At 73.9% G+C, this 21,518-nt stretch carries 25 protein-coding genes, 1 pseudogene and 2 riboswitches; of the genes and pseudogenes, 10 read left to right on the top strand and 16 right to left on the bottom strand.

Annotation, left to right across the window (positions count from 1 at the left end; genetic code table 11):
- Together AC1DUQ_RS09670 and AC1DUQ_RS09665 are read left to right on the top strand one after the other, a co-directional pair.
- On the top strand, positions 1–843 hold an 843-nt coding region (locus AC1DUQ_RS09670), incomplete at its 5' end, for a 3-oxoacyl-ACP reductase (protein WP_477073710.1).
- Between the two features lie 248 nt (positions 844–1,091).
- Positions 1,092–1,616, top strand: a pseudogene (locus AC1DUQ_RS09665) (MaoC family dehydratase); the annotation flags it as partial.
- Positions 1,617–1,678: 62 nt separating this feature from the next.
- On the opposite strand, the gene AC1DUQ_RS09660 reads toward AC1DUQ_RS09665, so the two are convergent.
- Positions 1,679–2,320, bottom strand: coding sequence for a fasciclin domain-containing protein (locus AC1DUQ_RS09660; RefSeq protein WP_477061073.1), 642 nt, complete (start codon positions 2,318–2,320; stop codon positions 1,679–1,681).
- 213 nt (positions 2,321–2,533) lie between these two features.
- Positions 2,534–3,922, bottom strand: coding sequence for an aminotransferase class V-fold PLP-dependent enzyme (locus AC1DUQ_RS09655; RefSeq protein WP_477061072.1), 1,389 nt, complete (start codon positions 3,920–3,922; stop codon positions 2,534–2,536).
- Positions 3,923–3,970: 48 nt separating this feature from the next.
- A riboswitch (SAM riboswitch) is annotated at positions 3,971–4,085 on the bottom strand.
- 118 nt (positions 4,086–4,203) lie between these two features.
- A riboswitch (SAM riboswitch) is annotated at positions 4,204–4,319 on the top strand.
- Between AC1DUQ_RS09655 and AC1DUQ_RS09650 the strand changes: the two genes are divergently transcribed.
- From AC1DUQ_RS09650 to AC1DUQ_RS09635, 4 genes are all read left to right on the top strand, one after another.
- Positions 4,315–4,728 carry a rhodanese-like domain-containing protein gene (locus tag AC1DUQ_RS09650; protein WP_477061071.1) on the top strand — a complete coding sequence of 138 codons (414 nt, stop codon included), beginning with the start codon at positions 4,315–4,317 and terminating at the stop codon, positions 4,726–4,728. Its footprint overlaps the riboswitch before it by 5 nt.
- Before the next feature lie 59 nt (positions 4,729–4,787).
- Positions 4,788–5,984, top strand: a complete 1,197-nt coding sequence (locus AC1DUQ_RS09645; RefSeq protein WP_477061627.1) for an O-succinylhomoserine sulfhydrylase — start codon at positions 4,788–4,790, stop codon at positions 5,982–5,984.
- 20 nt (positions 5,985–6,004) lie between these two features.
- On the top strand, positions 6,005–6,616 hold the full coding sequence (locus AC1DUQ_RS09640; protein WP_477061070.1) for a DUF1345 domain-containing protein: 612 nt from the start codon (positions 6,005–6,007) through the stop codon (positions 6,614–6,616).
- A 35-nt stretch (positions 6,617–6,651) separates the two neighbouring features.
- The gene (locus tag AC1DUQ_RS09635) at positions 6,652–7,029 is read left to right on the top strand and encodes a hypothetical protein (RefSeq protein ID WP_477061069.1); all 378 of its coding nucleotides are present in this window, start codon (positions 6,652–6,654) and stop codon (positions 7,027–7,029) included.
- Here AC1DUQ_RS09635 and AC1DUQ_RS09630 read toward each other — a convergent pair.
- From AC1DUQ_RS09630 to AC1DUQ_RS09595, 8 genes are all read right to left on the bottom strand, one after another.
- Positions 6,957–7,922 carry a GNAT family N-acetyltransferase gene (locus tag AC1DUQ_RS09630; protein ID WP_477061068.1) on the bottom strand — a complete coding sequence of 322 codons (966 nt, stop codon included), beginning with the start codon at positions 7,920–7,922 and terminating at the stop codon, positions 6,957–6,959. The genes AC1DUQ_RS09635 and AC1DUQ_RS09630 overlap by 73 nt on opposite strands.
- 3 nt (positions 7,923–7,925) lie before the next feature.
- Positions 7,926–8,621, bottom strand: coding sequence for a phosphoribosylformylglycinamidine synthase subunit PurQ (gene purQ, locus AC1DUQ_RS09625; protein ID WP_477061067.1), 696 nt, complete (start codon positions 8,619–8,621; stop codon positions 7,926–7,928).
- Complete coding sequence (gene purS / locus AC1DUQ_RS09620; protein WP_056593189.1) at positions 8,618–8,872, bottom strand: phosphoribosylformylglycinamidine synthase subunit PurS; 255 nt, start codon at positions 8,870–8,872, stop codon at positions 8,618–8,620. Before purS ends, purQ begins: the two co-directional genes overlap by 4 nt.
- An 80-nt stretch (positions 8,873–8,952) precedes the next feature.
- Positions 8,953–9,960 carry a hypothetical protein gene (locus AC1DUQ_RS09615; RefSeq protein WP_477061066.1) on the bottom strand — a complete coding sequence of 336 codons (1,008 nt, stop codon included), beginning with the start codon at positions 9,958–9,960 and terminating at the stop codon, positions 8,953–8,955.
- Positions 9,957–10,169, bottom strand: a complete 213-nt coding sequence (locus tag AC1DUQ_RS09610; RefSeq protein WP_477073709.1) for a hypothetical protein — start codon at positions 10,167–10,169, stop codon at positions 9,957–9,959. Before AC1DUQ_RS09610 ends, AC1DUQ_RS09615 begins: the two co-directional genes overlap by 4 nt.
- Entirely contained in the window at positions 10,166–10,972 is an 807-nt protein-coding gene (locus AC1DUQ_RS09605; protein WP_477073708.1) for a hypothetical protein, read from the bottom strand. The genes AC1DUQ_RS09610 and AC1DUQ_RS09605 overlap by 4 nt, the downstream gene beginning before the upstream one ends.
- Positions 10,969–11,490 carry a hypothetical protein gene (locus AC1DUQ_RS09600; protein WP_477061064.1) on the bottom strand — a complete coding sequence of 174 codons (522 nt, stop codon included), beginning with the start codon at positions 11,488–11,490 and terminating at the stop codon, positions 10,969–10,971. The genes AC1DUQ_RS09605 and AC1DUQ_RS09600 overlap by 4 nt, the downstream gene beginning before the upstream one ends.
- Positions 11,490–11,819: a PadR family transcriptional regulator gene (locus AC1DUQ_RS09595; RefSeq protein ID WP_477061063.1), complete on the bottom strand. Its 330-nt coding sequence runs from the start codon at positions 11,817–11,819 to the stop codon at positions 11,490–11,492. The genes AC1DUQ_RS09600 and AC1DUQ_RS09595 overlap by 1 nt, the downstream gene beginning before the upstream one ends.
- 159 nt (positions 11,820–11,978) lie before the next feature.
- Between AC1DUQ_RS09595 and AC1DUQ_RS09590 the strand changes: the two genes are divergently transcribed.
- From AC1DUQ_RS09590 to AC1DUQ_RS09580, 3 genes are read left to right on the top strand one after another with little or no spacing between them, the layout of a single operon-like run.
- Positions 11,979–12,209, top strand: a complete 231-nt coding sequence (locus tag AC1DUQ_RS09590) for a helix-turn-helix domain-containing protein (protein ID WP_477061062.1) — start codon at positions 11,979–11,981, stop codon at positions 12,207–12,209.
- Entirely contained in the window at positions 12,206–13,558 is a 1,353-nt protein-coding gene (locus AC1DUQ_RS09585; RefSeq protein ID WP_477073707.1) for a type II toxin-antitoxin system HipA family toxin, read from the top strand. The genes AC1DUQ_RS09590 and AC1DUQ_RS09585 overlap by 4 nt, the downstream gene beginning before the upstream one ends.
- Before the next feature lie 43 nt (positions 13,559–13,601).
- Entirely contained in the window at positions 13,602–14,567 is a 966-nt protein-coding gene (locus tag AC1DUQ_RS09580; RefSeq protein WP_477061060.1) for a DMT family transporter, read from the top strand.
- A 3-nt stretch (positions 14,568–14,570) separates the two neighbouring features.
- On the opposite strand, the gene AC1DUQ_RS09575 is transcribed toward AC1DUQ_RS09580, so the two are convergent.
- Both AC1DUQ_RS09575 and AC1DUQ_RS09570 read right to left on the bottom strand, forming a co-directional pair.
- Complete coding sequence (locus AC1DUQ_RS09575; protein ID WP_477061059.1) at positions 14,571–15,605, bottom strand: zinc-binding dehydrogenase; 1,035 nt, start codon at positions 15,603–15,605, stop codon at positions 14,571–14,573.
- A 35-nt stretch (positions 15,606–15,640) separates the two neighbouring features.
- The gene (locus AC1DUQ_RS09570; protein WP_477061058.1) at positions 15,641–17,095 is read right to left on the bottom strand and encodes an amidohydrolase; all 1,455 of its coding nucleotides are present in this window, start codon (positions 17,093–17,095) and stop codon (positions 15,641–15,643) included.
- On the opposite strand from AC1DUQ_RS09570, the gene AC1DUQ_RS09565 reads away from it, so the two are divergent.
- A complete protein-coding gene (locus tag AC1DUQ_RS09565; protein ID WP_477061057.1) occupies positions 17,096–17,899 on the top strand; it encodes a DNA/RNA non-specific endonuclease in 804 nt (267 codons plus the stop codon). It abuts the gene before it with no gap.
- Here AC1DUQ_RS09565 and AC1DUQ_RS09560 read toward each other — a convergent pair.
- The 4 genes from AC1DUQ_RS09560 to AC1DUQ_RS09545 all read right to left on the bottom strand — a co-directional run.
- Positions 17,896–18,696 (bottom strand): ABC transporter ATP-binding protein, encoded by an 801-nt coding sequence (locus AC1DUQ_RS09560; protein WP_477061056.1) that lies wholly within the window; start codon positions 18,694–18,696, stop codon positions 17,896–17,898. The two genes, AC1DUQ_RS09565 and AC1DUQ_RS09560, sit on opposite strands and share 4 nt — an antisense overlap.
- Positions 18,693–19,721: a FecCD family ABC transporter permease gene (locus AC1DUQ_RS09555; protein ID WP_477061055.1), complete on the bottom strand. Its 1,029-nt coding sequence runs from the start codon at positions 19,719–19,721 to the stop codon at positions 18,693–18,695. Before AC1DUQ_RS09555 ends, AC1DUQ_RS09560 begins: the two co-directional genes overlap by 4 nt.
- A complete protein-coding gene (locus tag AC1DUQ_RS09550) occupies positions 19,718–20,734 on the bottom strand; it encodes a FecCD family ABC transporter permease (protein ID WP_477073706.1) in 1,017 nt (338 codons plus the stop codon). The genes AC1DUQ_RS09555 and AC1DUQ_RS09550 overlap by 4 nt, the downstream gene beginning before the upstream one ends.
- 20 nt (positions 20,735–20,754) lie before the next feature.
- A partial coding sequence (locus AC1DUQ_RS09545; protein WP_477073705.1) for an ABC transporter substrate-binding protein occupies positions 20,755–21,518 on the bottom strand: 764 nt, incomplete at its 5' end.

The following is a 21,518-nucleotide window of genomic DNA, read 5'->3' as shown; positions in this document are numbered from 1 at the left end:
GTCGTCGGCGCGGTGCGGTTCTTCCTGTCCACCCGGTCCGCCTTCGTCGACGGGCAGCTGCTGGCCGTCGACTCGGTCGCCGGCTCGCTGCCGGAGGACTGGGACACGCCGCTGGCCGGGCGCGTCGCCGTGGTCACCGGGGCCGCGCGCGGGATCGGCGCCTCCATCGCCGACACCCTCGCCCGCGACGGCGCCACCGTGGTCGCGGTCGACGTCCCCGCCGCCGGCGAGCAGCTGGTGGCCGTGGCCAACCGGGTGCGCGGCACCGCGCTGCAGCTCGACGTGACCGCCGAGGACGCCGGTGCGCGTCTGCTGGAGCACGCGCTGCAGCGGCACGGGCGGCTCGACATCGTCGTGCACAACGCCGGCATCACGCGCGACAAGCTGCTGGCCAACATGACGCCCGAGAAGTGGGACTCAGTCCTGGCGGTGAACATCGCGTCGCAGCTGCGGATCAACGAGGCGCTGCTGACGTCTGGCGACTTCACCGACGCACCGCGCATCGTGTCGCTGGCGTCCACGTCGGGCATCGCCGGCAACCGAGGCCAGACCAACTACGCCGCGTCCAAGGGCGGGGTCATCGGTATGGTCCGGGCCACCGCGCCGCTGCTCGAGGCGTTCGGCGGTACCGCCAACGCCGTCGCCCCCGGGTTCATCGAGACCGAGATGACCGCGCGCATCCCCGCCGTCACTCGGCAGGTGGCCCGTCGGCTCAACTCGCTGCAGCAGGGCGGGCAGCCGGTGGACGTCGCCGAGACGGTCGCGTTCCTGGCCTCCCCCGCGGCCGGCGGGATCGTGGGCCGCGTGCTGCGCGTGTGCGGGCAGAACATGGTGGGCCAGTGACGAGGACCGTCGTCCTGCCGTCCGTCCCCGCCCTGGGCGGGCTCTTCGCCCGCGGCGCGGGGCTCTCGTTGCAGCGTCGCGTCCGATCCGGCCCGACGACGCTGCCCGACGTCGACTACGTCGTCCGCGGGGTGCGTGCTGACGCTTCGCACCTCACCGCGTACCAGCACCTGCTCGGCGAGTCCGCGAGCGACCAGCTGCCGGCGGGGTTCGTGCACGTGCTGGCGTTCCCCGTGGCGACCGCGCTCATGGTCCGGTCCGACTTCCCCCTGCCGCTGGTCGGACTGGTGCACGTGGCCAACCACGTCACGCAGGTGCGGCCCGTCCTGCTGGGCGAGACGTTCGACGTCCGCGCGTCGGCGGCCGACCTGCGCCCGCACCGGTCCGGCACGCAGGTGGACCTGATCACCGAGGTGTCGACCGACGGCACGGTCGCGTGGCGCGGGGTGTCCACCTACCTGGCGCGCGGGGTGTTCCTGGCAGGGTCGGTCGACGAGTCGTCGGACCCCTTCGTCCCGCCGACCCCGACAGGGCGCTGGACGCTCGCCGGCGACACCGGCCGCCGGTACGCCGCCGTGTCCGGCGACCGGAACCCGATCCACCTGACCGCGCTCACGGCGAAGGCGTTCGGGTTCCCGCGGGCCATCGCGCACGGCATGTACACCGCGTCGCGCGCACTGGCTGACGTCGGTGCCGCGCGCGGGGACGCGTTCGACTGGTCGGTCGAGTTCGTGAAGCCGGTCCTGCTGCCCGGCACGGTCACCGTCCGCATCGCCCACGACGGCGACGTGTTCGCGTTCGCCGGCCCCCCCCCCCCCCCCCCGCCCGAGGTTGCTCAGAGGTCAGCCGGTCGCAGGACGAACGTGATCGCGTGCGCGATCTGCACGTTGCCCGCGTTCAGGTCGAGCTTGCCGCGGATCAGGAACGGGTTGAGGTCGTTGCGGTCCTGGTCGCGCAGCTGCACGATCCCCCAGCGCTTCGAGAGCACGTCGACGGTGAACGTGCCGCCCTGCGCGGTGGTGAGGACGGCGTTGTCGCTGGCCAGCGCCGTGGCCGAGTCGATCGTCGCGCCCGCGACGACGTGGTAGAGCAGCACCTGCTCGATCGCGTCGATGCCGACCGCGCCCGCGAGCGCGGTGAGCACCTGCTCCTCCGTGCCGTACCAGCGGTGGGTCAGGTCCTTGGCCAGCAGCTGGAAGGCGCGGTCCGTGGGGACGAACGCGGTCAGCGGGACCGTGCCGTCGGCCAGGACGGCGACCGGGCTGGTCGGCTTGGCGGCGAGCACCGCACCGACGGCCTGGTCGAGGATGTCGAAGTCGTACCAGTTCCGGTCGAAGGTGTCCCCGTCCGAGGTGAGCAGGGCGGCCAGGCTCGACGTGCCGGTGGGCGCCGCGGTCGCGGCGGGCGCCAGGGCGACCCCGGCTCCGGCGACCAGGCCGGCGGCGACGAGGGTGGAGAGCGTGCGACGGATCCTCATGGTGGCTCCTACGGACGACGGTCGCGGCCGACGCCGTGCGCCGCGCCGCGCGGACGCCGGAGGGCGCCCTGTGTCCTCTTCGCCCGTTCCCCCGCGCCCGGATGCACGTCGAGGCCGCCGCGGACGAGATCGTGCGTTCGGCACGAGATCGCGGGTGTGAACTGACGATCTCGTGCCGAACCCACGAGCTCGCGCCGGGGACCTCGCGAGAGGTCAGTCGTCCAGGGCCGGTCCGCACGCTGCCGCGGCGGTCGCCGCCAGGTGGTCCAGGCCGTGCACCGCGAGCAGCGGGCGGGTGTCGTCGACGACCGCCCAGCAGCCGTCGACCACCTCGTAGCGGACGGCCGGACCCGTGGCGAGGTACTCGGTCAGGGCCGTGATCAGGCGGTCGACGGACTCGCTGGTGGTGCCGACGCCGACCGACGCGCGGATGGCGCCGTTCGACGCGCCCAGGTGTGCCAGCAGCGGGTGAGCGCAGAACCGGCCGTCGCGGACGCCGATCCCGTGCTCGGCGGCGAGGTACGCGGCGACCAGGCCCGGGTCGTGGTCCGGCACCGTGAACGTGAGGACGCCGACCGGTGCCGCGGAGTCCGGCCAGATGCGCGCGATCTCCACGCCGTCGATGGCCGACAGCCCCTGGACCAGGCGCTCACGCAGCGCCTCCTCGTGCGCGGCGAGGGCACCAGCCGGAAGGGCCGCGAGCTGGTCGCAGGCCTCCGCGAGCGCGATCGCGCCGAGCACGTTGGGCGACCCGGCCTCGTGCCGCGCCGGCGCCGGCTGCCAGACCGTCCGGTCCGCCCGCACGTCGCGCACCGCACCTCCCCCTGCGAGGTATGGCGTGCCGGTGTCGAGCCAGTCGCGACGGCCGACGAGGGCCCCCGCCCCGAACGGTGCGTACGTCTTGTGCCCCGAGAACGCGACGTAGTCGGCGTCCGTCCCGGCCAGCGAGAAGCCCCGGTGCGGCACCAGCTGGGCGCCGTCCACCGCCACGCGGGCACCCTCGGCGTGGGCGAGCGCGACGACCTGGTCGATCGGCAGCGCCTCCCCCGTCACGTTCGACGCGCCGGTGATCGTGACCAGCGCGTACGGCTGGCGGGCGAGCTCGTCGCGCAGGGCGTCGAGGGTCGCGGCGACGGTCGACGCGATCGGCAGGATGGTGGTCCGATTGCCGTGCCGCTCGGAGGACTGCACCCACGGCAGCAGGTTGGCGTGGTGCTCGACGTCCAGCACCAGGACGCGGCCCCCCGACGGGACGACGCCGGCCAGCAGGTTGAGCGAGTCCGTGGTGTTGCGGGTGATGATCGCGACGTCGTCGGGACGGGCGTCGACGAACCGCGCGATGGTCTGGCGCGCGGACTCGTACAGCGCGGTGGACACCTGGGACAGGTACCCGGCGCCGCGGTGCACGGACGCGTACAGCGGCAGGACCTCGGTGACGCGGGCGGCGACGGCCTCGAGCGCCGGGGCACTGGCCGCGTAGTCGAGGTTGGCGTAGACGCGGTGCGTGCCGTCCACCAGCGGGACGGTGGTAGTGCCGCCGACCACGGGGAGCAGGGCGCTCACCTCGGTCGCACACGAGAGGCGCTCGGCGGTGACAGTCATGGTGGGTCCTCCGACACGTTCCGGGGGAACACCCGTCGAACAGGTGGGACCCCGCGCTTGCCGAGCCCCGGACGGGACGCGGCCAGGTCGTCACCCGGGGCACCCCACCGCGGAGGAGGGTTGCCGGCCAGCGAGCCGGGGCTTGACGCTGGCGCTCATGACCTGCAACGAGGGTCCCGGCACCTCCCCGTGGCTGTCAACGCGCCGCGGGCTTCGTCTCGCCCACCGGGACGCCTTGTCCACCACTTGGAAGGAGGGTCCCGCCGCGCGTAGCATCACGGCCACCATCCAGAGCGGCTGAGAGATCTGGCTCGACGACGCCGCAGCAACCCGCGGGCACCCTGTGCCCGGCCGAGGGTGCTACCGCCAGGACCGATGAGACGAGGGCCTCGATGAGCTACGCCGGTGACCTGACCCCCCAGCAGGCCTGGGACCTGCTGACGTCCGACGAGAGCGCGGTGCTCGTCGACGTCCGCACGGACGCCGAGTGGCGCTACGTGGGCATCCCCGACTCGGCCCCGATCGACGGTCGCGCCGCCCTGGTCGAGTGGGTGTCGTACCCGTCGGGACGCCCGAACCCACAGTTCCTCAAGCAGCTGGCCGACGCCGGCGTCGCGCCCGGCCGCCCGGTCGTGTTCCTGTGCCGCTCGGGGGTCCGCTCCGTCGCCGCCGCGCAGGCGGCCACCGCGGCGGGCCTCGGCCCGGCCTACAACGTGCTCGAGGGCTTCGAGGGCGACGTCGGTCCGGACGGCCACCGCGGCCACTCCGGCTGGCGCGCGGCGGGGCTCCCCTGGCGGCAGGCGTGAGCGACCGGCGCGTCCCCGGGCCCGCCGACTGGGACGACCGCCGCACCCCGCGCACCGACCTGCGCCCGGACACCCTCGCCGTCCGCGGCGGTCTGGTGCGGTCGCAGTTCAACGAGACGTCCGAGGCCCTGTTCCTCACGCAGGGCTACGTCTACTCCGCCGCCGCCGAGGCCGAGGCCGCGTTCGCCGGGGAGGCCGACCGCTTCCTGTACTCCCGCTACGGCAACCCGACGGTGTCCACCTTCGAGGAGCGCCTGCGCCTGCTCGAGGGCGCCGAGGCCGCGTTCGCCACGGCGTCGGGCATGTCGGCGGTGTTCACGTCGATCGCCGCGATCGTGCAGTCGGGGTCGCGCATCGTCTCCGCCCGGGCGCTGTTCGGCTCCACCGTGGTGATCTTCGAGGAGATCCTGGCCAAGTGGGGCGTGCGGACCGACTACGTCGACGGCCACGAGCTGGCGCAGTGGCAGGAGGCGCTCTCCACGCCGGCCGACGTCGTGTTCTTCGAGACGCCGTCCAACCCGATGCAGGACCTGGTCGACATCGCCGCGGTCAGCCGGCTCGCGCACGCCGCAGGCGCCACGGTGATCGTCGACAACGTGTTCGCCACCCCCGTCCTGTCCCGGCCGCTGGAGCTGGGCGCGGACGTCATCGTGTACTCCGCGACCAAGCACATCGACGGCCAGGGCCGCGTGCTCGGCGGCGCGATCCTGGGCACCGACGAGTACATCCACGGCCCGGTGCAGACGCTCATCCGGAACACCGGACCGTCGCTGTCGGCGTTCAACGCGTGGGTGCTGCTCAAGGGGCTGGAGACGTTGTCGCTGCGCGTCCGGCACCAGACGGCGTCGGCCCTGCAGGTGGCCACGTGGCTCGAGCAGCAGCCCGGCGTCTCGCTGGTCCGGTACCCCTACCTTCCGTCGCACCCCCAGCACGAGCTCGCCCTGGCGCAGCAGTCGGGCGGCGGGACCGTCGTGACGTTCAACCTCGCGGTGCCGGACGGGTCGACGCCCGACGTCGCCAAGAAGGTCACGTTCGGCGTGCTCGACGCGCTGCGGATCGTGGACATCTCCAACAACCTCGGCGACGCCAAGTCGATGGTCACCCACCCGGCGACGACCACGCACCGCAAGCTCGGCCCCGAGGGGCGTGCGGCAGTGGGGATCGCCGAGTCGACGATCCGGCTGTCCGTGGGCCTCGAGGACCCCGCGGACCTCATCGACGACCTCACCCTGGCGCTGGCGACCCTCGACGCCTGACCCTGCGCCACACTGACGGCATGCCCCGGTCGTCGTCGCTCGTCCGCCTGCTCGTGGGGCTTCTCGCCGGGGTCGCCGTCGGGCTCGCGATCGACTGGACCTCGGCGGTCGCGGCGGTGCTCGCGGGCTGGGCGACCACGGCGGCGGTCTTCGTGGTCTGGACGTGGGTCGCGGTCGCGCCGATGGACCCGTCGTCCACCGCGTCCCACGCGACCCGTGAGGAGCCGACCCGGTTCGGCGCGCACCTCGTGGTGGTCGCGGCAGCGGTCGTGACGCTGGTCGGGGTCGTCCTCGTGCTCGTCGACAAGGAGATCGGCCAGCTGCTTCCGACGGTCGCCGTGCTGGCCAGCGTGCTGGCGTCGTGGGCGGCCATCCACACCGTGTTCGCGCTCCGGTACGCACGGATGTACCTGACCGACGGCGCGCGCGGGATCGACTTCCACATGGACTCGCCGCCGCGGTACACCGACTTCGCGTACGTCGCCGTGACCGTGGGGATGAGCTTCGCGATCTCCGACACGGACCTCGGCTCGTCGGCCATGCGCCGGACAGCTCTGGTCCACGCGCTGCTCAGCTACCTGTTCGGCACCGTGATCATCGCCCTGCTGGTCAACCTCGTCGCGTCGATGTGACGCCTCATGTCGGTCCCCCGCGGGATGCTCGGACCATGACCGACACCGACTACGACGCGATCGCCGACGACCTGGTCGCCCGCGGCGCCACCCGCGCGCAGATGATGGGCCGCCCGATCCTCAAGGTCGGATCGACCATGTTCGCCGCGCACATCGGCGACGACCGGCTCGCCGTGAAGCTCGGGCGGGACAGCGCGGAGCACGCGGACGCCCTGGCGCTGCCCGGCGCGACCGTGTGGTCCCCCGGCGACAGCGGGCGGCTGTTCTACGACTGGGTGGCGCTGCCGGCGTCCGCGGAGGACGACTGGATGCGGTTCGCCGAGATCGCGCGGGTGCGCGCTCAGACGTCCTTGGCCATCCAGAGCGACAGGAAGTCGCCGTCGTACGGGAAGAAGGGGACGACCGGGCGGTAGCCCGCGGACAGGTAGAGCGTGACCGCCTCGGGCTGGCGGATGCCGGTCTGGAGCACCACGCTGGTCAGCCCGAAGGCGCGGGCGTCGTCCTCGATCGCCGTGAGCAGGGCGCGGGCGGCGCCGGCCCCGCGGGCGTCGTCGTCGACCCAGACCTTCTTGAGCTCCCCCGAGCCCGCCGGGTAGCCGTCCCGCGCCGCCCGCAGCGTGGCGCAGCCGACGGGGCGACCGTCCAGCCAGGCGATCACCGTGGACAGCGCGCCGACGCCCTGCTGCGGGTCGTCGACCTCGAAGCCGCCCGGCACGCTCGCGGGGATCTCCGGGTAGCGGATCTCGATGTCGTGCCACATCGCGAGCCGCAGCGCGGTGGCGACGGGGTCCGTCCAGTCGGCATGCGTCAGCGTGACCGTGGGGCGCTCGCCGGTGCGCGGCTCCCGGGGCGGCGTCGGCCCGAGGTCCTTGGCGAAGCAGCGCGACTCGGCCTCCGTCGCGTACTCGCCGAAGTTCGGGATCGACCGGTAGCCCTCGCTCAGGTACAGCCCGATCGCCGACGCCTGGAGCACCCCGGTCTCCAGGACGAGCCGGTGGAAGCCGCGGTCCCGCGCGACGGCCTCGAGCTCGCGCAGCACCGACCGCGAGAGCCCGCGGCCGCGGTGCTCCGGGACGACGAACATGCGCTTCAGCTCGCCGACGCCGTCACCGCGCGCACTGATCGCGCCGCACGCGACCGCCTCGCCGTCCACCCGGACCAGGAGCATCGCGACGATGCTCTCGCCGGTCATCTCGTGGCCGATGTCCTCCTCGCCGTAGAGGGCGAGCAGCTCGGCCTGCTGGGCGGTGCGCAGCCGGAGCGCGTCGGGGTCGTCCCAGTCGACGAGCGCGATGCTGGTGGTCAACGCTCAGCCGACGAGGGCGGTGAGGACCGACGTGAAGAACCGCAGCCCGTCCGTGCCCGTGCGGGGGCCCTTCGCGCCGTCGGGTCCGAAGCCCGGCTCGACCGCGTGCTCGGGGTGCGGCATGAGGCCGACGACGTTGCCCGCCGCGTTCGAGATGCCCGCGATGCCACGACGCGAGCCGTTCGGGTTCCAGCCCTGGTAGCGGAACACCACGCGACCCTCGCCCTCGAGCTCGTCGAGGGTGTGCTCGTCGGCGACGTACTGGCCGTCCTGGTTCTTCAGCGGGATCGTGATGTGCTCGCCCGCGGTGTAGTCGCGGGTCCAGGCGGTGTCCACGTTGTCGACCGACAGGACCTGCTCGCGGCACACGAAGTGCAGGTGGTCGTTCTTGATCATCGAGCCGGGCAGCAGGTGGGCCTCGGTGAGCACCTGGAACCCGTTGCAGATGCCCAGCACCGGCAGGCCCTTGTTCGCCGCGTCGACGATCTCGCCCATGACCGGCGCGAACCGGCTGATGGCGCCGGCGCGCAGGTAGTCGCCGTAGGAGAAGCCGCCGGGCAGGACGACCGCGTCGACCCCGTGCAGGTCGGCGTCCCCGTGCCAGAGGCTCACGGCCTCGGCACCGGCGAGGCGGACCGCGCGGGCGGCGTCGCGGTCGTCGAGCGTGCCGGGGAAGGTGACGACGCCGATCCGGGTCATGCCTGCGTGTCCTCGTAGACCGCGACGACGTCCTCGATCACCGGGTTGGACAGCACGTGCTCACCGGCCTCGCGGGCGGCCGCGAGGATCTCCTCGGTCACCGGCCCGTCGACCTCGAGCTCGAACCGCTTGCCCTGACGCACAGACGCGAACTGACCGAACCCGAGCCGCGGCAGGGCGCCGGCGACGGCCTTGCCCTGCGGGTCGAGGATCTCGGGCTTCGGCATGACATCGACGACGACTCGTCCCACGAAAGGGCTCCAGGTGTTCGCGCGGCGGTGGGGGGTCGCGGCGATTCTAGCGAGTGCGCGCGGGCGTCCTGCGCGAGTGCTCAGTCCGTGGCCAGGAGGGCGGGGACCAGGCCCTCGCGGTAGGTGTCGACGGGCGGGGACTGGCCGGTCACGGCGATGTGGACGACGTCGGCCAGCGCGAGATCGTCGGGGCCGTGGACGGTCGACCACCACGCCACGACCGCGCTGGGAAGCACCGCCAAGGCTGCCACCGCGATCGGGGTCGCGAGGCTGGTCACCGCCACGCAGAGAGCGATGGCGCCCGCGCCGAGCAGGACGGTGAGCGCGAGCTGGCGACGGACCGGGTCGACGAGCCTGCGCGCGGGCTGCGGTGGCCGCTGCGGGAGGCGGCGCTGGAGGTTCCACGCGAGCAGGACGGCCAGCGGGAGCCCGACGAGCACCGCGACGGCGAGCGCGGGGCTCGGGACCGTCACCAGCCCGACCACCGCCGTCGCGAGCGCAAGGAGCGTGACCAGCCCGACCATGGGTCGCGCCCGCAGCCGGTCGTGCATGACCCAGCCGAAGAGGAGCGACTGGTCGGTGAGCGTCTCCCCCACCTCGGCGACCAGGTGCTTGCGGGCGTCCGACCGCCGCCGCCACGGCCCGAGCACCATGGACATGCCCCCGCCGCCGACCACCCACGCGACCACCTGGCTCCTCGGCAGGAACTGGACCGGCCCACCACCGGCCAGCGTGAGCACCGGGACCATCACCATCACGATGACGAGCGGGACGAGGACGCCCATCCTCAGTGGGTACAGAGCCCCTTCGATGTCGTCCCGGACCCAGGCTCGGTACTGCGCGGGCAGCCGTCTCCCGAACAGTCGGTACGCAGCCACCTGACGCAGCGGCGGGCGTGTGCGCAGCCGGGTGAGGAGGCCCGCGCGCACGACGCCGAGGCCATCGCGCAGGCCGATGCGGCGAGCGTCTGCACCGGCGAGGTCCGCGAGCACCGCGGTCATCTCGTCCTCCCTGTGCGTCCGCCACCGTCGCGGGTACGCGCGGAGCCAGCGGTGGACGGAGCGCTCGAACCGGGGGTCGATGGTCATCGGGTCTCCAGGACCGCCGTCGGGACGAGCTCGGTGTCGTAGGGGTCGACCTCGACCGGGCGGCCGGTCCAGCCCACATGCCACAGGTCGACGAAGGCGGCGTCGGGCGTCACGCGCGCCCGACGCCAGAGGACGACGGTCGACGGGAGAAGCAGCAGGCACACCGGCGCCGCAACGACCGAGAGCGAGAGGACCCAGGCGCCCGTCACCTCCGCGAGCGCGGCGGCGACGATCCGACGACGACGGCGAGCGCGACGCCGGCGAGGGCGACGACCACCAGCAGCACCGCGCCGAGTGCTGACGGGTCGCGCGCCACCACGGACGTGTCGACCTCGCGGCACGCGCCCTGGGGGGACTCGCACGGCACGCTGCCGACGATCAGCCAGGTCGGCGCGACGAGGGCGGCCACCGACCAGGAGGCTGCCCCGACCGCGACCAGGAGCGCCAGGACGCGAGCACCCGGCTCCGCGGCGATCCGGGCTCGGGACGTCCGCACCCAGACGAACGCCCCCACGGTGCGCGGCTCGCCCCGGCCGGGACGTGCATGCTGCTGCAGCCTCCGGCGTGCCGCGCCATCGGGCCGGACGCACAGCAGGGTGGCCGTGCCCGCGAGGGCGACCGCGACCCACGTCACGACGATCTCGTCGCGCAGATCGGAGGTCGCAGCCACGTAGAGCGGCATGGCGAACATCCACGCGCGGCCCAGCAGGTTGCGCCGCAGGTGCCCGGGCGAGGTCACGTCCTGCCGCACCCAGTCGCGGTACCGCGCCGGCACACGGATGTCGAACATCCGGTACGGCAGGTACACCCACGGCGGCGGGGTCTGCCGCCAGCGTGTCGCGATCCCGCCGCGCAGCAGTCCGAGGGCGGTCCGGGCGTCGAGGCGTCGGGCGTCGTCGTCGGCCAGGTCGACGAGGACTGCGGTGACCTCGGCGGCACGCTCCGCACGCCAGCTCGGCGGGTAGGCCCGCAACCAGAAGGCCGCGGACCGTTCGAACTGTCGGGTCGTCATCGGTCGAGCCGCCGGTACGTGCCCATCGGACCGATCTCCGGAGGCGCGCCTACCTGCACGCCGAACAGGATCACGGCCTTCTCGGCCCGGCTCCGGGCAAGATCCACCGCCGCCAACGCATACGCGAGCGCGAGACCAGCCGCGATCGAGGTCGTCGGCCAGCCGATGGCCAGCGAGAGTGCGATGCAGGGCGGGCCGATCATCAGGAGCAGCGCCAGCGCGGCCCTCCACGGGTAGAGCGCCCCCTCGATGTCGTCGCGAAGCCATCCGTCGTACCGCGGCGCCGGACGCCGGTCGGTCAGGCGGTAGACCAGGAACGCCCCGAACGACGGCCGCTGCCGCCACCGGGTCGCCCAGCCGGACCGCACCAGGCTGACCGCCGTCCGGACGTCGAGCCGGGACGCACCCACGGGCGCGAGGTCCGTCAGCACGTCGACGACCTCGGCGGCGCGCTCTGTCCGCCAGCATCTCGGGTAGGCCCGCAGCCAGAAGGCCGCGGACCTGTCCAGGCCGCTCATCACGTCGTCCCGAGGGCGGGACGCGGTCGGGCCGCCAGGACGCGCCGGGCGAGGGACGCCAGGTCGGTCAGTCGTGCGGTCTCCGCAGCCAGCGCCGCGTAGCCGTCGGGGGTCAGGCGGTAGTAGCGGCGCAGCCGGCCGTCGACGACGACCTCGCCCGACGCCTCCGCGTAGCCCGCGTCGACCAGCCGGTCGAGGATGCCGTAGAGCGTGCCGGCGCTCAGACGGACCCTCTCGTCCGAGAGCACCTTGACCGCCTGGACGATGCCGTACCCGTGGCGCGGCTCCTCGGCCAGCGCGAGCAGGACGAGGTACGCCTGCTCGCTCATCCGAAACGCCATAGCGGATATATATCGCGCGACGACCTATCGAGGCAAGTGTTCGTCGAGTCTCGGCGCCCGTCGAGGCGACAATATGATGACAAGCCGTCTTGGCGGCAGTATTGTCGCCAAGACGGCATGCGGCAATATTGACGCCAGGAGGATCGGATGGACGACGACCGCCCCTGGGCGCACGCCCGCAGCGCAGCCGACCTCGGAGCGTTCCTGCGCGCTGCTCGCGAGCGCGCGAACCTGTCGCAGGACGCACTGGCTGCTGAGCTCGGCATCGACCGCCGTGTCCTGCAACGCATCGAGGCCGGGATCCCCACGCTGTACGCCACACGTCTGTTCGCGCTGATGGAGCGGCTCGACGTCGACCTCGAGGTGCGCCAGCGATGAGCGCCGACTCCCTGGACGCGTGGCTGTACGGCACGCACGTCGCCCGCATCGACGCCGGTCGCGCCCGGCGCCCGCAGCTGACGTTCTCCGCCGAGGCGCTGACGCGGTGGGGCCTGAACTCCTCTGTCGTCTCCGGTCTCCTCCCCCTGCGCACCGGGTCGCCGCAGCCTGCCCGCGTCACCGCATGGCTGCGTGGGCTGATGCCCGAAGGGAGGAGCAGGCTCGAGCTCGCCCAGCGGGCCGGCGTCGACCCGGACGATGTCCTGTCGTTCCTCGGCGTCTACGGACAAGACACCGCCGGCGCGCTCATCCTCGTGCCACAAGGCGTCGACCCCGCCACGGGCGGAGAGGCGGTGCCGGCTGACGAGAAGCGGATCGGCGAGCTGCTCGACCAGGCCGCCGTCCGCGGCGCCGCGGACCAGCTGAACTCGTTGGGTGGCCTCGAGACGAAGATCGTCCTGGTCCGCACCGAGCGCGGGTGGGCGGAGCCGACGGGCCGCACCCCCTCGACGCACATCGTCAAGCTCTCCCGCCCCGCAGACTCACTCACAGCCGACCTCATCGACACCGAGACGGCCGCGTTGGCGTTGGCTCGTGCGTGCGCCCTGAGCATCGTGGAGGCGCGGATCGAGACGTTCGCGAGCCGCCGCACGATCGTCGTCGAACGCTACGACCGCCGCCGGCTCCCCGGTGGTGGCGTCGAGCGCATCCATCAGGAGGACGCAGCCCAGCTGCTCGGGCTGGACACACGTGACCCGGAGAACAGGTTCCAGTGGGGTCGCCGACTGCCGTCGCTGCGGGCGCTGGCCCAGCGGCTCGTCGCGATGGGTGTGCCCCGGCCCACGGGGCTGCTGGCGTTGACGACGTTCAACCTCGCGATCGGCAACACCGACGCCCACGCGAAGAACGTCTCGGTCGTGCACCACGACGACGGCTCGGTCGCGTTGGCGCCGGCCTACGACGTCGCGATGCACCGCCACCACGCCCATGCGAGCACCCGGTTCGCGATGGACGTCAACGACGGCCGTGACACCGAGACGCTCTCCGCGCTCGACCTGGTCGCAGAGGGTCGCACCTGGGGGCTGACCGCACGTGACGCCCAGAGCGCCGTGCACGCCACCCTCGAGGCGCTGAGCGCGGCGCTCGTGACGATCGACCACGGGCAGTACCCCGGGGTCAGCGAGCGCGCGTGGGCGACGGTCGGCACGCGCACCCGCACGCTCCTCGAGGGCGCCCCGGCGCCCACGGTGCGGCAGCCACGTTCGGCCGGCCCGCGGTCTCAGGCACGTGCTCCTCGGGGGACCCCCGCCGGAGGCCGGTTCACCGGAGAGCAGCCGCCGACCCACTGACGGGTCACGCTCGCATGTCAGTGGTGCGAGGCATGATGCCCGCATGACCTCTCCGGCCCCCTCGACCCGCGGCTGGATCGGCCCGTACCTGATGCTCGCGGTGCTGTGGGGCTGCAGCTTCCTGTTCATCGCCACGGCGTTGCAGACGTTCGCGCCGACGCAGGTGGCGTTCGGTCGCATCATCATCGGGTTCGTCGCGCTGGCGGTGATCCTCCTGGTCCGGCGCGAGCGCGTGCGGATCGGGCGGAGTCAGCTCGGCGACTTCGTCATCGTCGGCGCGGTGATGACGGCGATCCCGTTCGTGCTCTTCGCCCTGGCGGAGCAGCGGGTGACCTCGGTGCTCGCCGGCCTGGTGAACGCGACGACCCCGCTGTTCACCGCGGTGTTCGTGGCGCTCCTGCTGCCGTCGGAGCGGCCGGACCGGGTGCAGGTCGGCGGACTGGTCCTGGGCTTCGGCGGCATCGCGGTGCTGCTGGGCGTCTGGAACTCGGGCGCGATCGACCTGGTCGGCGGCGTGATGCTCCTGGGGGCCACGTTCTGCTACGGCATCGGCAACGCGTGGAGCCGGCGCCGGCTGACCACCACCGGCCTGTCGAACGTCGCGCTGCCGGCCATCCAGCTGGCCGTCGGCGCGGTGCTGATCCTCCCGTTCGCGGTCTCCACCCCGCTGACCGGCCCGCTCGCCCCCGCGCCCGCGCTGGCCCTGCTCGCCCTGGGGCTCGGCGGCACAGGGCTGGCGTACGTCCTGTTCTGGCGCGTGCTGGCGATCGCCGGAGCCACCGTCACGGCGAGCGTCACCTACGTGATCCCGCTGGTCTCGACGACCCTCGGGGTGCTCGTCCTGCACGAGGGGCTGCACTGGTACGAGCCGGTCGGGGGCGCGATCGTGCTGGCCGGGGTCGGGCTCACGCAGTGGGGTGCGGCGCAACGCCGGTCCGCGGACGCGGCGCGCGCGGAGCGAGCCGCGGCGGGGTCGGACGAGGAGACCCGGAGCCCGGTCCGGAGCTGAGGGTCAGGGGACGACGACCGTCATGCCCGGTCCGCTCGTCCCGTCGGCCAGTGCGGCGAGCGCGGCAGGTGCCTCGTCGAGCCCGATCGTGCGTCCGACCAGTCGCGACGGGTCCAGCTCCCCCGACGCGATCCGCGCCAGCATCGCCGGGTACTCGTGCGCGGCCATCCCGTGGCTGCCGTAGACCTCGAGCTCCCACCCGATCACCCGGCCCATCGGCAGCGGCGGAGCGGTGTCGGCCCCGAGCAGCAGCCCGACCTGGACGTGCCGACCGCGCCGACGCAGCGACAGGATCGAGGCCTCCGCCGTCGACCGGGAGCCCAGGGCGTCGAGCGAGACGGCGGCACCTCCGCCGGTCACCTCGTGCACCTGGGCGGCGACGTCGCCGGACCCGTCCAGCACGACCGACGCACCCATCGCGAGCGCCGCCTCTCGCGCGGAGGCGGACACGTCGACGGCCACCACGCGGGCGCCGGCGGCGACGGCCACCATGACCGCCGACAGTCCCACGCCGCCGCACCCGTGCACCGCGACCCAGTCGCCGGCAGCGACCCGACCGTGCACGGTGACCGCCCGGTAGGCGGTGGCGAACCGGCAGCCGAGGCCCGCGGCGGTGACCGGCGACATGCCGGCGGGAAGGCGGACCAGGTTGACGTCGGCGTGGTGGATCGCGACGAGCTCGGCGAAGGAGCCGACGTCGGTGAACCCCGGCTGCCGCTGGCGCTCGCAGACCTGCTGCTCGCCGGCCAGGCACGCCGCGCACGTGCCACAGGCGCACACGAACGGCACGGTGACCTGGTCACCGACCACCCAGGCGCGGACCTGCGGACCGGCGGCGACGACCACGCCGGCCAGCTCGTGCCCGGGGACGTGGGGCAGCGAGATGTCGTCGTCGTGCCCCTGCCAGCCGTGCCAGTCCGACCGGCACACGCCGGTCGCCGTGACGCGCAGGACGACACCGTCGCCGGGGCAGTCGGGCGGCGGGACCTCCTGGACGGTGGGCGGGACGCCGAACTCGGAGATCACCACGGCACGCATGGCCTCATCCTCGCCGACCGGACCCGACCCGACCGTCAGAACCCGCGGTGCGTCCAGTCCCCCGCGACGAGCGTGCCGGCGACGGGCATCCCCCGCAGCGGAGCGGTCAGCGGGTCGGCGTCGAGCACGACGAGGTCCGCGGGCGCCCCGACCACCGGCGCCAGCCCCTGACCGTCGACCGAGGACTCCAGCGCCACCCGGCGGTCGAGCGCCTGCTCGGGGTGCCACGGCTCACGCCCGTCGCGGGACCGGGTGACGGCCGCATCCAGCGCGATCCACGGGTCCAGGGGTGCCACGGGCGCGTCGGACCCGAGGGCCAGCCGCACCCCCGCCCGGTGCAGCGCTCCGAACGCGAACGCCCGGTCGGTCCGGCCGGCCCAGTGGTGGTCGGCGACGTCGCGGTCGTCCATCGCGTGCTCGGGCTGCACGCTCGCCACAACCCCGAGCTCCGCGAACCGCTCGACGTCGCCCCAGGTCACCAGCTGCGCGTGCTCGATCGAACCCTGCGCACCGGAGGAGGCGAAGGCATCGAGCGCGAGCGCGTTCGCGGCGTCGCCGATCGCGTGGATCGCGCAGCGCAGTCCGTGCCGCGTGGCGTGCGCCATCAACGGGGCGAGGCGCGAGGGCGGGACGGCCAGCACGCCCCGGGCGTTCGGTCCGGTCAGGCCCGGGTACGGGTCGTGGCAGTAGGCGGTGCGGGTGTTGAGCGAGCCGTCGGTGATCACCTTGAGCGGACCCTGCTCGACGAGCCCCGTGACGGGGTCGCCGGTGTGCAGGTCCTCGCGGACCACGCGGTCGAGGTACTCCTCCCACACGCCCGCCCGCACGCGCAGCCGACCGGGCCGGGCAGCCGCGCGACGACGCCAGACGGCGAGGTTGTCGGCGATCTCCAGGTCGACCACGCCGACCACCCCGCGCGCGGCCGCAGCGGCTGTCGCGTCGTCGACCAGCGCGTCCGCGACGTCGTCGGGCACGTGGTCCACGACGCCCTGGAGCGGCAGCCACTCGTGCTCGCGCAGCAGGCCGGTCGGGTGGTGCTCGATGCCGAGGAACCGCAGACCGGCCGTCGAGGCCCACGCGCAGTGCAGGTCTCCGGAGACGAGCACCACGGCGATGTCGCCTACGGCCGCGTCGAGCAGGGCGGCCGTCGGCTCGTCGGGCCACAGGCCGTCGCGGAAGCCGAAGCCGACGAGCGCGGTGCCGGGCAGCGGGCGGGGCGCGTCCGAGACGAGCGCCACGGCGTGGGCGGCCGAGGTGGCTCCGGCGACGTCAAGCCGGCGGCGGGCGAGCGCCCACTGGGTCAGGTGCACGTGCGCGTCCCAGAGCCCGGGCATGAGCCAGCGGCCGTCGAGGTCGACGGACGGGCCGTGCGCAGTGAGCGACGGGCCGACGTCCGCGACCCGACCGCCACGCAGCAGGACGTCGACGGGCGCGTCGTGGTCGACCAGCCGCGCGGAGCGCAGGAGCAGGTCAGTCGGTACGGTCCCCATGTGAGCACCGTAGAGGCGGGATACGACCCGACGTTCCTCGGTCCGCGGGTGCCCCTCCCGGTGCCGGCCCAGGCCGTCCGCACGCTGCCGTCGACGCACTTCACGGTGCTGCTGGACCCCGAGCGCCGGCTCGCGGCCGCGACGGCGGTGAACATCGACGGCGCCCAGCTGGTGGACCTCGAGCGCGGCGACGACTGGCACCTGGACCCCCGGGTGCCCGCCGACGAGCAGGCCGGCCCGGAGCTGTACGCGCGCAACGACCTCGACCGCGGGCACCTGGTCCGCCGGCGGGACCCGGTGTGGGGCGACCTCGTCGTCGCGCGGCGGGCCAACTTCGACACGTTCGCCTACCCGAACGCCGCCCCGCAGGCCTCCGCGTTCAACCAGGGCGAGCTGCTCTGGGTGGGCCTCGAGGACCACGTCCTGGAGTACGCGCGCACCCAGGGCAGCCGGCTCTCGGTCTTCACGGGACCGGTCCTCGCCGACGACGACCCGGTCTACCGCGGCGTCGGGATCCCGCGGCTGTTCTGGAAGGTCGCCGCGTGGGCCTCGAACGGGCAGCTGGTCGCCACGGCGTTCGTGCTCGACCAGACGCCGTTCGTCACGAGCCTGCAGGCACCCGCCGACGAGGTCCCGCCGCTCGGCCCGTTCCGCACGTTCCAGGTCCCGGTCGCGGACGTGGAGGAGCTCACCGGGCTCGACCTCGGGCCGCTGACCGGCGCCGACGTCCTCACGCCCGTCGGTGCGCTCGGGGACCGCGAGCGCTGGGTCCCGTTGTCCGCGCTGGAGGAGATCCGTCTCTAGTGGCGGACGTGCGCGTCCCGGCGCGCCGGCACCACCATCGGTGTCCCCGTCTCGGGGTCCGGCACCACCCGGCACGCCAGCCCGAACACCTCGCGCACCAGCGGCTCGGTGACCACGTCCGCGGGTGGCCCCTCGGCGACGATCACGCCCTCCTTCATGGCGATCAGGTGCGTCGCGTACCGGGCCGCCTGGTTGAGGTCGTGCAGCACGGCGACGAGGGTGCGCCCCTCCTCGTGCAGCCGCGCGCACAGGTCCATGACCTCGAACTGGTGCGCGATGTCGAGGAACGTCGTCGGCTCGTCGAGCAGGAGCAGGTCGGTCTGCTGCGCGAGTGCCATGGCGAGCCACACCCGCTGCCGCTGGCCGCCGGACAGCTCGGCGACGAACCGGTCCCGCAGGTCGGCGACCTCGGTGGCGTCGAGGGCGTCCGCGACCGCGCGGGCGTCAGCCGCCGACCACTGCCGCAGCAGGCCCTGGTGCGGGTACCGGCCGCGGGCCACCAGGTCGCCGACAGTGATCGACTCCGGCGCGATGGGGCTCTGCGGCAGGAGGGCCAGCCGTCGGGCGACGTCCTTGCTCTTCAGCGACGAGATCGGCACGCCGTCCAGCAGCACGCGACCGGCACGCGGCTTGAGGGTCCGGGCGAGGGCGCGCAGCAGGGTCGACTTGCCGCACCCGTTGGGACCGATGATGACCGTGAACGACGACCGGGGGATCTGCACGGACAGACCCGTCGCGACCACGAGCTGGTCGTAGGCGAGCGTCAGGTCGGACGCCTCCAGCGGCGGACCGTTCACGCGGGACTCCTCCTCCACTCGCGGACCAGCAGGAACGCGAGGTACACGCCGCCGAGCGCGGCGGTGACCACCCCGACGGGATACACGACGCCCGGCACGGCGTACTGGGCGACCAGGTCGGCGACGACGAGCACCGCGGCGCCGCAGCACGCGGCGGCGACCATACCCGGTCCGGTCGACCGGGTCAGTCGCCGGGCGATCTGCGGGGCGGTCAGGGCGACGAACGCGATCGGGCCGCTCACGGTCACCGCCGCGGCCATGAGCAGCACGCCGACGACCACCGCCCACGTGCGCACCCGGTCCGCCTGCACCCCGACCGCGACCGCCACCTCGTCGCCCATCTCGACCAGCTGCATCGGTCGGGTGAGCGCGAGCGCCGCGGGCAGCAGGACCACGAGCGCGCCGACGATGAGCACCACGTCCGACCAGGAGCGGGCCGCGAGGCTGCCGTTGAGGTACGCGGCGAGCACCTGCGCGTCCTGGCGGGTGGCCCGGGCGAGCGCCAGCTGCACGAACGCCAGCGACATGGCCCCGACCGCGATGCCGACGACCACCATGCGCAGCGGTGCGCGGAACCCCGCGCCCGAGCCGAGGTAGACCGCGCCGATCGCGACCCCCGCCCCGATCAGCGCCCCGACGGGGACGGGGAGGGTCCCCGGCCACACGAGCCCCGCGGCCGCGGCACCCGCAGCCGCGCCGGCGCCGAGCCCGATGATGTCGGGGCTGCCCAGCGGGTTGCGCGTGACGGACTGGAACATCGCCCCGGAGACCGCGAACGCCGCACCTGCCGCGGCACCGACGAGCAGCCGTGGCAGGCGGTTGGTCCAGAGCACCCACTCCTGCGTGCGGGAGCCGTTGCCGGCGATGACGGACGGCAGCTCCGCGAGCGGGATGCCGAGCTGACCGGCTGCCAGGGTGACCAGGGCGGTGACCAGCACGAGGGCGAGCGCGGCCACGCAGACGACGACCGGACGCCGGTGCCAGCGGACGGTGACGGCAGGCCCGAGGGTCAGGACGGCGGTCACAGCCCGACCCTCCCCCGGCGCACGGCCGCGATCAGGAACGGTGCCCCGACGAACGCCGTCACCGCCCCCACCGGCAGCTCGCCGGGCCGCGCCAGCACCCGACCGAGGACGTCGGCGGCGAGGAGCAGGACCGGACCGAGCAGCAGGCAGTACGGCAGGAGCCAGCGGTGGTCCGAGCCGGTGAACCCGCGGACGACGTGCGGGACGGCCAGCCCCACGAACGCGATCGGCCCGACGGCGGCCACCGCCGCGGCGCACAGCACGGTGGCGCCCGCGGCGCCGAGCAGGCGGGTGCGGCCGGCGCGCAGCCCGAGGGAGGTCGCGGCCTCGTCGCCGAGCGCGAGCGCGTTCAGCGGACGAGCCAGCAGCAGGCACAGGACGAGACCCACGACGACGAACGGCAGCACGGCCCCCACCGTCGACGGTGGCCGTCCGGCGAGGGACCCGACCACCCAGAACCGGTAGGTGTCGAACACCTCGGGGTTGGCCAGCGTGATCCCCTCGACGACGGCCACCAGCACAGCGGACACCGCGGCGCCCGCCAGCACGAGCCGGACGGGCGTGGCACGCCGTCCGCCGGAGCCGATCAGGTAGACGGCGAGCGCCGCGACCAGCGCTCCCGGCACCGCGGCCCAGACCGACCGGCCGGCGGCACCGCCGAGCATCGCGGCCGTGATCACCAGGGATGCCGACGCGCCCGCGTTGACGCCCAGCAGGCCCGGGTCGCCGAGCGGGTTGCGCGTGAGCCCCTGGATGACGACGCCGGCGACCGCCAGCGCTGCCCCGACCAGCAGGCCGAGCTGCGTGCGCGGGATCCGGGAGGCGACGACCGTGGACACGAACGAGTCGTCGGGGTTCCGCCACGCCGACCACACCTCGCCGAGCGGCACGGGCTTGGCCCCGACGGCGACGCTCAGGCCCACCACCAGGACGAGCAGGAGGACCGCGGCGACCAGCCCCAGACCGAGCACGAGCGCGCGCGAGCCCCGCACGCGGCCGACGGTGGTGCTCATGGGTGCACGGTACGGAGAGGTCAGGCCTGGGCCTTCTCCGCGCCGGCGGTGATGAGGGGCAGGTACTCGTCGAGCGCCCACGGCACGCTCAGCGGCGTCGCCACGGAGACGGCCATGCCCAGCTTCGGGTCGAGCATCGGCACGTAGGCGCCCGACGCGAACGCGGGGATCTGCGCCCAGAGCGGCTGCGCCTCGGTCGACGCCTGCTCCTCGGTGTTGTTGAACCACGTGAACAGCAGGTCCGCGTCGTTCAGCTGGTCGGCGTTCTCCAGCCCGAGGGTCGCGACGAACGTGCCGGGCGACGAGGTCAGGGTGGACACGGACGGCGCCAGCTCGAGGCCGAGGCCGGTGAGCAGCTCGACGCGCGGGTCACCCGGCAGGTACACCGACAGGGCACCGGGCTGGTCCCCGCCGTACACGTAGGCGAACGTCTTCCCGGCGAGCTCAGGGTTGTCGGCGGCGGCCTCGTCGATGGCGGCCTGGCGCTCGTCGAGCAGCGGCTGCGCCTTCTCCGGCACGCCCAGCGCGTCGGCGGCGATGGTCACCTGGTCCTCGAGCGACGTCTGCCACGGCTCGCCGGGGTACGCGACCACCGGCACCAGCGCGGACAGCTGGTCGAACGTCGCCTGGTCGAGCCCCGACTGCGGGGCCAGGACGAGGTCGGGCTCGAGGGCGACGACCGCGTCGATGTCGAGCTCGGGGTACATCGCGATGGTCGTCGGCAGCTCGTCGCCGGACGCCTCGACGGCCTGCCGGAACCACGGCTGGTAGCCCTCGGTGTCGC

The sequence above is a fragment of the Cellulomonas sp. P4_B5_2 genome (assembly GCF_056402235.1).
This window is presented reverse-complemented; position numbering and strand designations above follow the sequence as displayed.

Bases quoted from the DNA above. Each gene is read 5' to 3' on its own strand.
- AC1DUQ_RS09660 (WP_477061073.1), bottom strand. From the start codon at position 2,320: ATGAGGATCCGTCGCACGCTCTCCACCCTCGTCGCCGCCGGCCTGGTC.
- AC1DUQ_RS09655 (WP_477061072.1), bottom strand. From the start codon at position 3,922: ATGACTGTCACCGCCGAGCGCCTCTCGTGTGCGACCGAGGTGAGCGCC.
- AC1DUQ_RS09650 (WP_477061071.1), top strand. From the start codon at position 4,315: ATGAGCTACGCCGGTGACCTGACCCCCCAGCAGGCCTGGGACCTGCTG.
- AC1DUQ_RS09640 (WP_477061070.1), top strand. From the start codon at position 6,005: ATGCCCCGGTCGTCGTCGCTCGTCCGCCTGCTCGTGGGGCTTCTCGCC.
- AC1DUQ_RS09635 (WP_477061069.1), top strand. From the start codon at position 6,652: ATGACCGACACCGACTACGACGCGATCGCCGACGACCTGGTCGCCCGC.
- purQ (WP_477061067.1), bottom strand. From the start codon at position 8,621: ATGACCCGGATCGGCGTCGTCACCTTCCCCGGCACGCTCGACGACCGC.
- AC1DUQ_RS09615 (WP_477061066.1), bottom strand. From the start codon at position 9,960: ATGACCATCGACCCCCGGTTCGAGCGCTCCGTCCACCGCTGGCTCCGC.
- AC1DUQ_RS09605 (WP_477073708.1), bottom strand. From the start codon at position 10,972: ATGACGACCCGACAGTTCGAACGGTCCGCGGCCTTCTGGTTGCGGGCC.
- AC1DUQ_RS09600 (WP_477061064.1), bottom strand. From the start codon at position 11,490: ATGAGCGGCCTGGACAGGTCCGCGGCCTTCTGGCTGCGGGCCTACCCG.
- AC1DUQ_RS09595 (WP_477061063.1), bottom strand. From the start codon at position 11,819: ATGAGCGAGCAGGCGTACCTCGTCCTGCTCGCGCTGGCCGAGGAGCCG.
- AC1DUQ_RS09590 (WP_477061062.1), top strand. From the start codon at position 11,979: ATGGACGACGACCGCCCCTGGGCGCACGCCCGCAGCGCAGCCGACCTC.
- AC1DUQ_RS09585 (WP_477073707.1), top strand. From the start codon at position 12,206: ATGAGCGCCGACTCCCTGGACGCGTGGCTGTACGGCACGCACGTCGCC.
- AC1DUQ_RS09580 (WP_477061060.1), top strand. From the start codon at position 13,602: ATGACCTCTCCGGCCCCCTCGACCCGCGGCTGGATCGGCCCGTACCTG.
- AC1DUQ_RS09575 (WP_477061059.1), bottom strand. From the start codon at position 15,605: ATGCGTGCCGTGGTGATCTCCGAGTTCGGCGTCCCGCCCACCGTCCAG.
- AC1DUQ_RS09570 (WP_477061058.1), bottom strand. From the start codon at position 17,095: ATGGGGACCGTACCGACTGACCTGCTCCTGCGCTCCGCGCGGCTGGTC.
- AC1DUQ_RS09550 (WP_477073706.1), bottom strand. From the start codon at position 20,734: ATGAGCACCACCGTCGGCCGCGTGCGGGGCTCGCGCGCGCTCGTGCTC.